This window comes from Micromonospora sp. WMMD956, from assembly GCF_029626125.1.
Classification (GTDB): Bacteria; Actinomycetota; Actinomycetes; order Mycobacteriales; family Micromonosporaceae; genus Micromonospora; species Micromonospora carbonacea.
On the sequence record NZ_JARUBI010000005.1, the window covers coordinates 4,740,329 to 4,753,910 of the forward strand.

Annotated in this window: 13 protein-coding genes and 1 pseudogene; 12 read left to right on the forward strand and 2 right to left on the reverse strand. The window is 75.7% G+C overall.

The window, feature by feature from the left end; translation table 11 throughout:
- Positions 1 to 31: 31 nt before the first annotated feature.
- The 6 genes and pseudogenes from O7628_RS21440 to O7628_RS21465 all read left to right on the forward strand — a co-directional run bounded on the left by O7628_RS21440 (position 32) and on the right by O7628_RS21465 (position 5,328).
- On the forward strand, positions 32 to 805 hold the full coding sequence (locus O7628_RS21440) for a Na+/H+ antiporter subunit E (RefSeq protein ID WP_278133107.1): 774 nt from the start codon (positions 32 to 34) through the stop codon (positions 803 to 805).
- Positions 802 to 1,065: a monovalent cation/H+ antiporter complex subunit F gene (locus tag O7628_RS21445; RefSeq protein WP_278133108.1), complete on the forward strand. Its 264-nt coding sequence runs from the start codon at positions 802 to 804 to the stop codon at positions 1,063 to 1,065. Before O7628_RS21440 ends, O7628_RS21445 begins: the two co-directional genes overlap by 4 nt.
- Positions 1,062 to 1,481 carry a monovalent cation/H(+) antiporter subunit G gene (gene mnhG / locus O7628_RS21450; RefSeq protein ID WP_278133109.1) on the forward strand — a complete coding sequence of 140 codons (420 nt, stop codon included), beginning with the start codon at positions 1,062 to 1,064 and terminating at the stop codon, positions 1,479 to 1,481. The genes O7628_RS21445 and mnhG overlap by 4 nt, the downstream gene beginning before the upstream one ends.
- Positions 1,482 to 1,712: 231 nt before the next feature.
- Positions 1,713 to 3,032, forward strand: a pseudogene (locus O7628_RS21455) (hemolysin family protein); the annotation flags it as partial.
- A gap of 167 nt (positions 3,033 to 3,199) precedes the next feature.
- Positions 3,200 to 4,267 carry a hemolysin family protein gene (locus tag O7628_RS21460; RefSeq protein ID WP_278133110.1) on the forward strand — a complete coding sequence of 356 codons (1,068 nt, stop codon included), beginning with the start codon at positions 3,200 to 3,202 and terminating at the stop codon, positions 4,265 to 4,267.
- Between the two features lie 131 nt (positions 4,268 to 4,398).
- Positions 4,399 to 5,328 carry a sporulation protein gene (locus O7628_RS21465; protein ID WP_278133111.1) on the forward strand — a complete coding sequence of 310 codons (930 nt, stop codon included), beginning with the start codon at positions 4,399 to 4,401 and terminating at the stop codon, positions 5,326 to 5,328.
- Between the two features lie 126 nt (positions 5,329 to 5,454).
- Here O7628_RS21465 and leuE read toward each other — a convergent pair whose 3' ends face one another.
- Entirely contained in the window at positions 5,455 to 6,123 is a 669-nt protein-coding gene (leuE, locus tag O7628_RS21470; RefSeq protein ID WP_043962465.1) for a leucine efflux protein LeuE, read from the reverse strand.
- Complete coding sequence (locus O7628_RS21475) at positions 6,120 to 7,364, reverse strand: bifunctional pyridoxamine 5'-phosphate oxidase family protein/GNAT family N-acetyltransferase (protein ID WP_278133113.1); 1,245 nt, start codon at positions 7,362 to 7,364, stop codon at positions 6,120 to 6,122. The genes leuE and O7628_RS21475 overlap by 4 nt, the downstream gene beginning before the upstream one ends.
- Positions 7,365 to 7,402: 38 nt before the next feature.
- On the opposite strand from O7628_RS21475, the gene O7628_RS21480 reads away from it, so the two are divergent.
- The 6 genes from O7628_RS21480 (at position 7,403) to O7628_RS21505 (ending at position 13,210) form a co-directional block, all read left to right on the forward strand.
- Positions 7,403 to 8,740: an aminotransferase class I/II-fold pyridoxal phosphate-dependent enzyme gene (locus O7628_RS21480; protein ID WP_278133114.1), complete on the forward strand. Its 1,338-nt coding sequence runs from the start codon at positions 7,403 to 7,405 to the stop codon at positions 8,738 to 8,740.
- Positions 8,741 to 8,814: 74 nt separating this feature from the next.
- On the forward strand, positions 8,815 to 9,519 hold the full coding sequence (locus O7628_RS21485) for a UdgX family uracil-DNA binding protein (protein WP_074473938.1): 705 nt from the start codon (positions 8,815 to 8,817) through the stop codon (positions 9,517 to 9,519).
- Positions 9,520 to 9,698: 179 nt separating this feature from the next.
- Positions 9,699 to 11,039, forward strand: a complete 1,341-nt coding sequence (locus tag O7628_RS21490) for an MFS transporter (protein WP_278136375.1) — start codon at positions 9,699 to 9,701, stop codon at positions 11,037 to 11,039.
- Positions 11,040 to 11,041: 2 nt separating this feature from the next.
- Positions 11,042 to 11,242, forward strand: a complete 201-nt coding sequence (locus O7628_RS21495; protein ID WP_074473940.1) for a DUF3046 domain-containing protein — start codon at positions 11,042 to 11,044, stop codon at positions 11,240 to 11,242.
- A 184-nt stretch (positions 11,243 to 11,426) separates the two neighbouring features.
- The gene (gene recA / locus O7628_RS21500; RefSeq protein WP_043962471.1) at positions 11,427 to 12,473 is read left to right on the forward strand and encodes a recombinase RecA; all 1,047 of its coding nucleotides are present in this window, start codon (positions 11,427 to 11,429) and stop codon (positions 12,471 to 12,473) included.
- A gap of 14 nt (positions 12,474 to 12,487) precedes the next feature.
- Positions 12,488 to 13,210, forward strand: a complete 723-nt coding sequence (locus O7628_RS21505; RefSeq protein WP_278133120.1) for a regulatory protein RecX — start codon at positions 12,488 to 12,490, stop codon at positions 13,208 to 13,210.
- The last annotated feature ends 372 nt before the right edge of the window (positions 13,211 to 13,582 follow it).

Genomic DNA, 13,582 nt, shown 5'->3' on the forward strand with positions numbered 1-13,582 from the left:
GCGGCCCCGGCGGTCCTGGGCGGGGTGTGCGGTGACCGGGCGGGCCGGTGGGGGCCGGCGTCGGGGGCCGGTCGTCGACCCCGACGCCCCGGTGACCCGGGCGCGCGCCCGGATCGGTCGCTGGCGGGACCGGCTGCTCACGCTGGCCTGGATGGCGCTGATCTGGTGCCTGCTCTGGGGGCGGTTCTCCTGGGGAAACCTGCTCGGTGGACTGCTCGTCGGCGGGGCGGTGCTGCTGTTTTTCCCGTTGCCGCCGGTCACCTTCGGCGGCCGGCTGCGCCCACGGGCGCTGCTGGACCTGGCCGTCCGGTTCGTCACCGAGCTGGTCAGCGCCAGCATCCACGTGGCCTGGATCGCGGTGCGGCCGGGCTACCGGCCCCGCGGCGCGATCATCGCGGTACGGCTGCGCGTGCGCACCGACCTGAACCTGGCGCTCACGGCGGAGGCGATCTCGCTGGTGCCCGGCACCCTGATCGTCGAGGTGGACCGGGGGCGGGGCCTGCTCTACGTGCACGTGCTCGACGTACGCGGGCCGCAGGACCTGGCCGACAGCCGCGACCGGATCCTCGCCACCGAGGGCCGGATCGTCCGCGCGATCGGCTCGGCCGCCGAACTCCGCCTCCTCACCGCCCTCGCCGCCCCTCCCGGCCTGGCCTCCCGCCCCGTTCCGCCCACCGGTCCTGTTCCGCCCACCGGTCCCGCTCCGCCCACCGGTTCCGCTCCGCCCACCGGTCCCGTTCCGCCCACCGGTTCCGCTCCGCCCAGCGGTCCCGTTCCGCCCACCGAGAGGGGGGCCGACCAGTGAAGGTCGCTCTCGCCACCGTGCTCACCGTGCTCCTGTCGGTCACCGCGCTGCTGGCGCTGGTCCGGATGTACCGCGGCCCGTCCCTGCTCGACCGCGTGATCGCCGCCGACGTCCTGCTCAACACGATGGCCGGCGCGGTCGGCGCGGAGGCGGCGGTCAACCGGCACGCCACCACCCTGCCCGTGCTCGTGGTGCTCTCCCTGCTCGGCTTCGTCGGCGCGGTGGCCCTGGTCCGCTTCGCCGTCCGGGAGGAGCCGTGACCGCGGCCCACGTCCTCGCCGCCCCGCTGAGGGCGGCTCTCGACGCTCCACCCGGCGTCTGGGCCGCGCCCGACTGGCCGAGCGCCGGTGTCGTGGCCGACTGGCTGGGCGCGGGCTGCCTGGTCGCCGGGGGGCTGCTCAGCCTCGCCGCCGGGATCGGCGTGCTGCGCTTCCCGGACGTGCTCGACCGGATGCACGCGGCGACCAAGCCGCAGGTGCTCGGCGTGCTGCTGCTGCTCGCCGGGGTGGCGCTGCGCCTGCGTACCCCGGACGACATTGGCATGATCGTGCTGGTGGCGGTCTTCCAACTGGCCACCGCCCCGGTGGCGGCCCAGATGGTCGGCCGCGCCGCGTACCGCTCGGGCCGGGTCGACCGCTCTCTCCTCGACACCGACGAACTCGCCGACGAGGGGTAAGGAAGGGCCCCCTGTTAGCAGGGGGCTCGTTCCACCCAGCGGGTGAGAAGGGAGCCCTTCTATACCGTATGCGTTAACAAGGGGCCCTTCCTTACACCTTCAGCGGGCGCTCAGGTGAGGCCGATAAAATGGCGGCATGATCGACTCTTCTGCCCAGGAGGGCAGCAGTAGCCAGCCGGGTCGTGCCCGGCATCTTCCCGTTCCGACGACCCCGGGAGCCCTGAGCGGCCCGTGTTGATCGTCGTCGGACTCGTCCTCATCACCGTTCTCACCGCCGCCACCGGCTACTTCGTGGCCCAGGAGTTCGGCTACGTCGCCGTGGACCGGGGCCGCCTCCGGCAGCTCGCCGACGACGGCGACCAGGCCGCCGCGCGGGCCCTGGAGGTCACCGGCCGGCTGTCGTTCATGCTCTCCGGAGCGCAGCTCGGCATCACCGTGACCGCGCTGCTGGTCGGCTACGTCGCCGAGCCGTACCTGGGCGCGGGGCTGGCCGAGCTGCTCGGCGTGGCCGGGGTCTCCACGGCCGTGGCCCTGCCGCTGTCGGTCGCGTTGGCGCTGGTCATCGCGACCGTCGTGCAGATGGTCCTCGGCGAGCTGGCCCCGAAGAACCTGGCGATCGCCCGCGCCGAGCCGCTGGCCCGGGCGCTGAGCCGGTCCACCCTCCTCTACCTGAAGATCGCCGGGCCGGTGATCACCCTGTTCGACAAGGCCGCCGTACGGCTGCTGCGCCGGCTCGGCATCGAGCCGATCGAGGAGCTGCCCAGCGGGGCCACCCCGGAGGATCTGGAGCAGATCATCGCCGAGTCCCGCGAGGAGGGGCACCTCGACGCGGAGATGTCCGACCTGCTCGACCGGGGGCTCGACTTCCGGGAGCTGACCGCCGGGGAGGCCATGGTGCCCCGGGTCGACGTGCACACCGTCCGGGCGCACGAGCCGTTGAGCCGGGTGGTGGAGCTGCTCGACACCGGGCACTCCCGGTTTCCCGTACGCGGCGCCGACGGCGTCGACGACCTGGTCGGCGTGGTCGGCATCGCCGACGTGCTGACGGTGCCGCCGGCCGAGCGCGCGACGACCCCGGTCAGCGCGGTGGCCGTACCCCCGTTGCTGGTGCCCGAGACCTTGCCGCTGCCGACGGTGCTGGACCGGCTGCGGGCCGGGCACCGGCAGCTCGCCTGCGTGGTCGACGAGTACGGCGGCTTCGCCGGCGTGATCACGCTGGAGGATCTGGCCGAGGAGCTGGTGGGCCCGATCCGCGACGAGGACGATCCGCCGGACCGGGCCCCGGCCCGGCAGGACGACGGGTCCTGGGTGGTGCCGGCGCGCTGGCGGATCGACGAGGTCGCCGACAGCACCGGCATCGAGCTGCCCGAGGCCCCCGAGTACGACACGGTCTCGGGGCTGGTCATGCGGGAGCTGGGCCGGGTGCCCGAGGTGGGCGACCGGCTGGAGATCGCGCTTCCGGTCGACGGCGACGCCGCGAACGAGGCGCGGGCCCTGGTCGAGGTGCTGGCCGTGGACCGCCACGTCGCCGACTCGGTGCGACTCCGGCTCGCCGGTGCCGCCGACGCGGCCGACTCCGCTGGCGCACGCGGCCCCGCCGACACGGCTGGCCCCGCCGGCGCACGCGGCCCCGCCGACGCACCCCGCACCGTCGACGCCGCTCATGGCCGTGGGCCGGGCGGCGCCGCGGGCCGGGCGCGGGGCACGGAGGAGGCGGCATGAGCCCCGGCGTCGCCCTGGTCGTCTCCGTCGTGCTGCTGGCGCTGAACGGGTTCTTCGTGGCCGCCGAGTTCGCGCTGGTGGCCAGCAAGCGGTACCGGCTGGAGCAGGCCGTCGCCACCGGCGGTGGCCGGGGGGCCCGCGCGGCGCTGGACGGCGTGCGCGAGCTGTCCCTGATGCTGGCCGGCGCGCAGCTCGGCATCACGCTGTGCACCCTGGGCCTCGGCGCGCTGGCCGAGCCGGCGATCGAGCACCTGCTCAGCCCGCTGCTGCACGCCGTGGGGCTGCCGGCCGCGGCGAGCCACGTCGTGGCGCTGGTCTTCGCCCTCGGCCTGGTCACCTTCCTGCACCTGGTGGTCGGCGAGATGGCCCCGAAGTCGTGGGCGATCACCGACGCGGAGCGGTCGGCGACCCTGCTGGCGCTGCCGTTCCGGGCCTTCGCCCGGGTGGCGCGGCCGGTGCTGTCGGCGCTGAACGCGGTCGCCAACGCGATGCTGCGGCTGGTGCGGGTGCGCCCGCAGGACCAGCTCGCCCAGGTGCACGGCCCCGACGAGCTGCGGATCCTGCTGGAGCAGTCCCGCGAGCACGGGCTGCTCGGCGCGGAGCAGCACCGGATGCTCACCAGCATGCTGGAGCTCCAGGGCACCACGGTCGCGCAGGTGATGGAGCCCTTCGACCGGATCGTCACGGTCGGCCGGGACGACCCGGCCGAGCGGGTCGAGGAGGTCTCCCGCGGCAGCGGCCGGTCCCGGTTGGCCGTGCTCGACGCCGGCGGCGAGGTGTGCGGCCTGGTGCACGTGCGGGAGGCCGTGCGGGCCACCACGACGGGCCGGGCGGCGACCGCCGGGGAGCTGATGACCGACGCGTTCACGCTGCCGGCGTCCGCGTCGGTGACGGAGGCCGTGACCGCGATGAAGGACCGGCGGGCCCAGCTCGCCCTGGTCCGCAACGGCGGCGGCCCGACCCGCCCGATCGGTTTCGTGGCGCTGGAGGACCTGCTGGAGGAGGTCATCGGCGAGTTCGACGACGAGACCGACCCGGTGCCGCGGGGCCGCCGGATGCGCTGACGCCCCGCCGACGTCCGTGCGGCCGGCCCGGCGTCACCGGGCCGGCCCCGGCGTCCGCGCCGGCCGGGCAGGACTGTCCGGCCGGCGGCGGGGAAAGCCGTGCCACACCGAGGGGGTACGGAGGAAGCGCCGTGCGGTTGACCGGGGTGTCGCCGGAGTCCGGCTGGACCGGGCTGTCCGTGCGGACCACGTTGCCCAACCCGAGCACGCGGCCGGGGCTGCGGCTGCCCGGCCGGGTGGTCCTGCGCGCCGGGCCCGACGACGTGCCGGTCCGGCGGCTCCGGCTCGGCCTGGTCAGCCAGGTCGAGCCGGACGACCCGGGCGCGCCGAGGCGGCTCGTCCAGTTCCACCAGGTGACGATCGCGGGCGCGTTCGTGGTGCCGGCCGGGCGGCGGCGGGCGGTCGACTTCGCCGTGCCGCTGCCCTGGGAGACCCCGGTGACGGTCTTCGGCGGGGTGCCGCTGATGAGCCTGCGGACGGGGCTGCGCACGGAGGCGTCCCTCGACGTGGACCTGGAGCAGGGCGCGCTGGTGCCGGTCTTCGTACACCCCCTGCCGACCCAGCAGCACGTCCTCGCCGCGTTGGACGCGCTCGGCTTCAGCATGCGCCAGGCCGGCCTGGTCGACGGCCGGCTGCCCGGGGTGGAGCAGGTGCTCCCGCTGCACCAGCGGCTCGGCTGGTGGGTGGCCCCGCTGTACGCCGGGCCGATCACCGAGCTGGAGGTGGTCTTCGTGGCGAACCCGGCGGGGCTGGAGGTGCTGCTGTGGGCCGACCGGCGGCTCTCCCTCGCCGGCGTCACCCACCAGAGCATCAGCCGGTTCCGGGTCTGGCACGCGGGCGCGGACCGGGTGGACTGGGTCGCGGTGGTCGACGGCTGGCTGCGGCACGCGATCAACCGGCACGCCGCCGCGGCGTCGCACGCCCACTGGTCGGCCCGGATCACCGAGTCGGCGCACGTCAGCCGGCCCCCGGACCAGCCGGTCCGCCCCGGCTACGGCCTCGGCGGCACCGCCGGCGGGGCGGGCATCGGCGGCGGTGGCGGGGGCGGCGACGGCACCTGACGCGCCCTGCCTCTCGTGCCGCCCGCGGCCCGCCGCCGCCCGCCGCGGCCGTGCGCCGCCCGCCGCCGCCCGCCGCGGTAAGAAGGGGACCCTTCTATACCGTATGCGTTAACAAGGGGCCCTTCCTTACACCGAGGCGGTGGCGAGCTTGACGCTGAAGCCGAGGAAGACCGCCGCCACGCCGGTGGTCGCCCCGGCGGCCAGCCGCCGCCGCTGCCGGAACTGCGCCGCCAGGAACGTGCCCGCGAAGATCAGCGCGGTCAGGTACAGCGCGCTGGTGACCTGGGCGATCAGCCCGAGCAGCAGGAACGACAGCGCCGGCCAGGCGTACCCGGGGTCGACGAACTGGATGAAGAACGACACGAAGAACAGGATCGCCTTCGGGTTGAGCAGGCTGATCACCAGCGCCCGCCGGAACGGGCTGCGGAGCTCCGCCGGCTCGGCGGCGTCGATCAGGCGCGGCGTGGCCGGGTCGTTGCGGTCCCGCCAGCGCCGCCACGCGCCGCGCAGCATGGTCAGCCCGACCCACCCGAGGTACGCCGCGCCCGCGTACTTCACCACCAGGAACAGCGGCGGGTACGCCTTGAGCAGCGACGCCACCCCGGCGGCGGAGAGCGTCATCAGCGCCGCGTCGCCGAGGAAGACCCCGCCGGCGGCCCGGTAGCCGGCGCGTACCCCGCGCTTGGCGGCGGTGGAGAGCACGAAGAGCGAGTTGGGGCCGGGGAGCAGCACGATCGCCACGGTCCCCAGCACGTACGTCCAGATGTCGGTGATGCCCAGCACGCCCGACATCATCGCGCCGGCACCGGGCCGGGGCGAAGCCGTTCCCGCAGCCTGGCCTGTGCGTTCGGCCACTCCTCGTCGGTCAGCGAATACTGCACGGTGTCCCGCCAGGTGCCGTCGGGGCGCAGCCGGTGCCGGCGCAGCACCCCCTCGCGGGTGGCGCCGAGCCGCTCGATGGCCCGCTGGGAGCGCTCGTTGCGGATGTCGGTGTGCCAGACCACCCGCACCGCGCCCAGCTCCTCGAAGGCGCGGGTGAGCAGCAGCAGCTTCGCCTCCGTGTTGACGCCGGTGCGCCACCAGGGCCGGCCCAGGTAGGTGTAGCCGATGGCGACCGCCCGACGGTCGGGGTCGACCTCGTAGTACGACGTGCTGCCGACGACCGCCCCGGTGACGGCGCAGCGCTGCACCCACGGCACCCGCTCGCCGCGGTGGTGGGCGTCGAGGGCGGCCCGGATCGTCTCGGCCGTGCCGGCCGGGTCGGCGGGGCGGTGGCTGCCCAGGTGCTGCCACACCTGCGGGTCGGCGGTGGCGGCGTGCAGCTCGTCGGCGTGCGCGAGGTCCAGCGGTTCGAGGACGACGTGCGCGCCCCGCAGCACGGCGGGCTCCAGCCAGGGCGAGCGGTCCGGCCGCAGGTACGCCGGCAGCGGCGCGGTCACGCCCGTGTCGGGCTCGGGCCGCCCGGCGGTCAGCCGCAGCGGCAGCACCCCGGCCCAGTGCGGCAGGTCGTGGTCGCCGGGTTCGTCGCGCACACCGCCGGCGCGGGCGCGGACGGAGACCTCGCGCAGCGGCAGCGCCAGCACGGCGGTCTCGGCGAGTTCGCGGCGGCTGGGCGGGCGGCTGTCGGCGCTGCGCCCGGCGGCGGCCTTCTCCACCAGGGCGGTCAGCACGGCCGACTTCTCCCCGGCGTCGGTGACCAGGTGCGCGGTGCCGTGCGCGACCACCGACCGGTAGTTGGCGCTGTGGTGGAACTGGGAGCGGCCGTAGATCAGCCCGTCGAGCAGGGTGACCGCCACGCAGACGGGCAGGCCGTCGCCCCGGGCGGCGAGCAGCGGCCGGCTGCCGGTGGAGCCGTGCAGGTAGAGCGTGTCGCCGACGCGGACGTGCAGGGTGGGCAGCACCCGGGGCTCGCCGTCGACGGTGAACGCGAGCGCGCAGTGGTACGCCTCGTCGAGCACGGCGTGCGCGGCGGCCCGGTCGTAGCTCATCCGGTCGCGGCTGCGGGTGGCGGTGGTCCGGGGGGTGGGTGGGTACATGCGAGGACCCGCTTTCGTGCTAGTACAATCCTCGAATTGTGTCAGCACGATATCAGGTCACCGGCGGGACGGCCGCCGAGATCTCCGCCAGCATCGAGTCGGGCGTCCGCGCCGGCGACCTGCCGGCCGGGGCCGCCCTGCCCCCGGTGCGGGCCCTCGCCGCCGAGCTGGGCGTCAGCCCGGCCACGGTGGCCCGCGCCTACCAGGACCTGCGGCAGCGCGGCCTGCTCGCCACCGCCGGCCGGCACGGCACCCGGGTCCGCCCCCGCCCGCCGGTCGCCACCCGCCGCGCGCTGCGCCCGAGCACCGCGCCCGGCGTCCGCGACCTGTCCCTCGGCGAGCCCGACACCCGGCTGCTCCCGCCGCTCGGTCCGCACCTGGCCGCCCTCGCCGCCGAGTTCGGCACCCCCACCGGGTACGCGTCGGCCGGCGTCCTGCCCGAGCTGGCCGACGCGGCCCGGGAGCGGCTCGCCGCCGACGGGGTGCCGGCCGACGACGTCACGGTCACCGGCGGTGCGCTCGACGGCATCGAGCGGCTGCTCGCCGCCCACCTGCGCCCCGGCGACGCGGTCGCCGTCGAGGACCCGGGATGGGCCAACCTCCTCGACCTCGTCGCCGCCCTCGGGCTGCGCCCGATCGGGGTGCCCGTGGACGACGAGGGCCCGGTCGAGGCCGGGGTACGCGCCGCGCTGGCCGCCGGGGCCCGCGCCCTGGTGGTGACCAGCCGGGCGCAGAACCCGACCGGGGCGGCCGTCTCCGCCGACCGGGCCGCCGCGCTGCGCGCCCTCCTCGCCGGCCGCGAGGACCTGCTGCTGATCGAGGACGACCACGCCGCCGAGCTGGCCCGCGTACCGCTGCACCCGCTCGCCGGGGTGACCGGCGCGTGGGCCTTCGTCCGGTCGGTGAGTAAGCCCTACGGGCCCGACCTGCGGCTGGCCGTGCTGGCCGGTGACGAGGCCACCGTGGCCCGGGTCGCCGGCCGGGCCCGCGTCGGCGCCGGCTGGGTCTCCACCGTGCTGCAACGCCTCGTGCTCGCCCTGTGGCGCGACCCGGGCACGGCCGCCCTGGTCGACCGGGCCGGCGTCGACTACGAGCGCCGCCGCGGCGACCTGCTCGCCGCGCTGGCCGCGCGGGGGCTGGTTGGGCACGGCCGCACCGGCATCAACGTCTGGCTCCCGGTGCCCGACGAGACCAGCGCCGTCACCGCCCTGCGCGACGCCGGCTGGGCGGTGGCCCCGGGCGCGCTGTTCCGCATCGCCGCCGCCCCCGGCGTGCGCGTCACGGTCAGCCAGCTGGACCCCGCCGACCTCCCACCCCTAGCGAACGCCCTGGCCGCCGCCGTCACCCCCCATCCCCCACCCCCCTTCACGGCCTGACAGGCCGTCCCCGGGTGGGCGCGCCGGGTGGGGGTGCCCGCGTGGGCGGGGCGGCGGGGGGTAGAAAGATCGGCATGACGGACAAGACCGACACCGCCCCCGGTGCGCAGCAGTTCATCCCTCCACAGGCCGACACCCTCGACGCGCTGCGCGCCGCCGCGGGCGGCTGTCGGGGCTGCGAGCTGCACCGGGACGCCACCCAGACGGTCTTCGGCCGCGGCGGCGCCGACGCCCGGGTGGTGCTGGTCGGCGAGCAGCCCGGCGACATGGAGGACCAGAAGGGGCTGCCGTTCGTCGGGCCGGCCGGCCGGCTGCTGCGCCGGGCGGTCGACGACGCCGGGCTCGACCCGACGGGGCTCTACCTCACCAACGCCGTGAAGCACTTCCGCTTCGAGCTGCGCGGCCGGCGGCGCATCCACCAGACCCCGGACCGGGTGCACGTCACCGCGTGCCGCCCCTGGCTGGTGGCCGAGTTCGCCCGGCTGCGCCCGGAGCTCGTCGTCGTGCTCGGCGCGACCGCCGCCAAGGCGCTGCTCGGCCCGTCGTTCCGGGTCACCCGGCAGCGCGGCACGCTGATGCCCTGGCCGGCGTCGGCCGAGCGGCCGGAGGACTTCGCCCGGGTGCCGGTCGACTCGGCGGGCGGGGTCGCCGACGCCCCGGCGGCCCGGCTCCTGGCCACCATCCACCCGTCGGCGGTGCTGCGCGCCGACGACCAGGACACCGCGTACGCCGGGCTGGTCGCCGACCTGACGGTCGCCGCCCGGGCCCTCGCGGCCTGACCCGCCGCCGACCGGTCCGCCGCCGACCGCCCCCGGCCCTGGCCGCCGCCCCGTCGGCGGGCTGGTCCGCCGCCGACCATGGACGGTTGTGGTTCCGGCGGGACCGCAACTGTCCAAGGTCCGGGTGCGTGCGTGAGGATGGGCGGGCCGCACCCCCCGCCGTCACCGAGGAGCCGCCGATGGCCACCGACCTCACCGCGCCGGCACCGAGCCGCGCCGACGTCGCGCCGATCCAGCGCCGCACGCTGCGGCTGCTCGTCGTGACCCAGATCATCGGCGGCATCGGGGTCACCATCGGCATCTCGGTCGGCGCGCTGCTCGCGGCCCGGGTCGCCGGCACGGCGATCGCCGGCCTGGCGCAGAGCGCGGCGGTGGTCGGCGGCGCGTTGCTCGCCGTCCCGGTCACCCGGATCATGACCGGGCACGGCCGCCGGCCGGGGCTGGTCACCGCGTACCTGGTCGGGGCGGTGGGGGGCGTGCTGGTGGTGCTCGCCGCGGCGACCCGCCAGGTGCCGCTGCTCTTCCTCGGCATGCTGCTGTTCGGCGGGGGCTCGGCGGCCAACCTCCAGGCCCGCTACACGGCCGTGGACCTCGCCGAGCCGGCCCGCCGGGGCCGCCAGCTCTCCCTGGTCGTCTGGGCCACCACGATCGGTGCGGTGGCCGCGCCGAACTTCGCCGCGCTGGCCGACCGCACCACCCGGGGGTGGGGGCTGCCGTCGCTGGCCGGCCCGTTCGCGTTCAGCGCGGTGGCGTTCGCCCTGACCGCCGGCGTACTGCTGGTACTGTTGCGGCCCGACCCGCTGCTCACCGCGCGCCGGCTGGCGGACGTCGAGGCCGCTCCCGACACCGCCGCTCCCGACGCCGCCGCTCCCGGCAAGGCCGCCGGGCCGGCGGCGACCGGGCGGCGCGGCGCGGGCATGCGGGTCGCCTGGCGGGTGGTCCGCGAGCGGCCGGCGGCCCGGCTGGGCATCGCCGCCGTCGCGGTCGGCCACCTCGTGATGGTCGCGGTGATGTCGATGACCCCGGTACGCCTCGGCGAGTACCACGACGACTCCGCCGTGCTCGGGGTGGTCGGGGTGGTGCTCAGCCTGCACATCGCCGGCATGTACGCGTTCTCCCCGGTGGTCGGCTGGCTTACCGACCGGCTCGGCCGGCGGCCGGTGATCCTCGGCGGCCTGGCCGTGCTGCTGGTCGCCTGCGCGGTGGCGGGCGCCTCCGGGCACCACACGCCCGGCCTCTCGGTCGGCCTGGTCCTGCTCGGGCTCGGCTGGTCCGGGACCATGGTGGCCGGCTCCACCCTGCTGTCGGAGTCGGTGCCCGCCGACGTGCGGCCCAGCGTGCAGGGCCTCTCCGACCTGACGATGGGCCTGGCGGGGGCCGCCGCCGGCGCGCTGAGCGGGTTCGTCATGCAGGTCGCCGGGTATCCGACGCTGACCCTGCTGGCCGCGATCGCGACGGTGCCGCTGCTGGCGCTAGCGTTGCGTGCGGTGCCCGGGCGGGCGCCGGACGAGGAGGAGTGACCGTGCGGCTGACCGACTTCTGGGCCCGGCTGGAGGAGGCGTTCGGCCCGGGGTACGCGGGCAGCATCGCCTCGGACCAGGTGCTGTCCCAGCTCGGCGGGCGGACCATCGAGCAGGCGCTCCGCTCGGGTGAGCAGACCCACGTCGTGTGGCGGGCGGTGGTCGCCGCGTACCCCGACCGGGTGCCCGCGCGACTACGCTGAGCAGCCTTTTCCTTCCTCCCGCGTGTCGCTTGTCGAGTCGTACACCTGTTCGGCTATTGTCCACAGCGGGGTGCTCGTCCACAGCTCGCGGCCCGTCGGCTGGTTTTCTGTCGGACCCAGCGCCTAGCGTGTCCGCGTGACGCGAAGCTCAGGAAAGACGCCGGCGAAGGCAGGGGTGGCAACGATGGCGGCAGGTCCTGACCGGGAGAAGGCGCTCGACCTTGCTCTCGCTCAGATCGACAAGCAGTTCGGCAAGGGTTCGGTGATGCGCCTGGGGGAGCGCCCTGTCGTGCAGACCTCGGTCATCCCGACCGGGTCCATCGCCCTCGACGTGGCCCTCGGCGTGGGGGGCCTGCCCCGCGGCCGGGTGGTCGAGATCTACGGCCCGGAATCCAGCGGTAAGACGACGGTGGCCCTGCACGCGGTGGCCAACGCCCAGCGGGCCGGCGGCATCGCCGCGTTCGTCGACGCCGAGCACGCGCTCGACCCGGAATACGCGAAGGCCCTCGGCGTCGACACCGACGCCCTGCTGGTCTCGCAGCCCGACACCGGCGAGCAGGCGCTGGAGATCGCGGACATGCTGGTCCGCTCCGGCGCGATCGACATCATCGTGATCGACTCGGTGGCGGCCCTGGTGCCGCGCGCCGAGATCGAGGGCGAGATGGGCGACAGCCACGTGGGCCTCCAGGCCCGGCTGATGAGCCAGGCGCTGCGGAAGATCACCGGTGTGCTCAACAACACCGGCACCACGGCGATCTTCATCAACCAGCTCCGCGAGAAGATCGGGGTCATGTTCGGCTCGCCCGAGACCACCACCGGTGGCCGGGCGCTGAAGTTCTACGCCTCGGTCCGGCTCGACGTGCGTCGCATCGAGAGCCTGAAGGACGGCACCGACGTGGTCGGCAACCGCACCCGGGTCAAGGTGGTGAAGAACAAGGTCGCCGCGCCGTTCAAGCAGGCCGAGTTCGACATCATGTACGGCAAGGGCATCTCCCGCGAGGGCTCGCTCATCGACGTGGGCGTGGAGCAGGCGATCATCCGCAAGTCCGGCGCCTGGTACACCTACGACGGCGACCAGCTCGGCCAGGGCAAGGAGAAGGCCCGCGAGTTCCTCCGCGAGAACCCGGACGTGGCGGCCGAGATCGAGAAGAAGATCCTGGAGAAGCTCGGCGTCGGGGTCGGCGCGGGCGACGCCGCCGGTGGCCCGGAGCTGCCGCCGGTCGACTTCTGACCGGCCGCTGACCAGTGACAGGACGACGCGCCCGCACGGGGCGGGGCTGGGATGCCAGCCCGCCCCGCGCGGGTGACGCCGACGGCCCGCCCCGTCCCCGACGTGGCCGGCGTGCCCCCACCGACGGGGCGATCCCCCCGGAGGTCGGCGCGGACGCCCCGCACGACACCGAGGCGCCGCCACGTGACGAGGCGGAGCTGGCCCGGGAGGTCTGCCTGCGCCAGCTCGCCGTGCGCCCGCGTACCCGGGCCGAGCTGGCCGCCGCGCTGGCCAAGCGGGGGATCTCCGAGGAGGTGTCCGCCGGGGTGCTCGACCGCTACGACGAGGTCGGCATCATCGACGACGCCGCGTTCGCCCGCGCCTGGGTGTCCAGCCGGCACGCCGGCCGGGGGCTGGCCCGCCGGGCCCTGGCCAACGAGCTGCGGCGGCGGGGCGTGGACGGCGAGGTGGCCAGCGAGGCCCTCGGCGTGCTGGACGAGGAGACCGAGGCCGAGACGGCCCGGGCGCTGGTCGACCGGAAGCTGCGCACGGCCCGGGGGGAGCCGGACGCCGTCTTCCGCCGCCTCGTCGGCATGCTCGCCCGCAAGGGCTACCCGCCGGGCGTGGCGATCCGGGCCGTGAAGGACGCGCTCGCCGCGCAGAGCGCCGAGGCGGCCGAGTTCGCCGACGGCATCGACGCCGACGCGCTCGCCGACGCGGAGGGCGAGCTCACCCCGGACTCCCGCCCGCTCGACTGAGCGGGCCCGTCGAGGCGCGCCTGGCCGGCGTCGGGCCGCAGTCCGGCCCGGCTGGGCGCGCGCCGGGGCGGCCCCGGCCGAGCGGCGTCGGCGATTCCCGCTGAGCGGGACGGGTCCGGTCTCCTTTGTCCGGTCGTGTCCGGCGCGGTATCAGCGGTTAGTGACTCGTCAACTTCTCTCCGTTCGGGGGGTTTGATCATGAGTCCTTGACCAGACGGCACCCGGAGACCTAGCCTCGCCATACAGGCTCACATTGCCCGACCAAGCGCAAGCAAAGCGCACAACATAGATCGCGTAACAGAACAGCATCACTTTGGCCGGCTCGCCGGCCTGCGGTGTCAGCTCCGGACAGGCCGGTCCGGGGTCGGCACG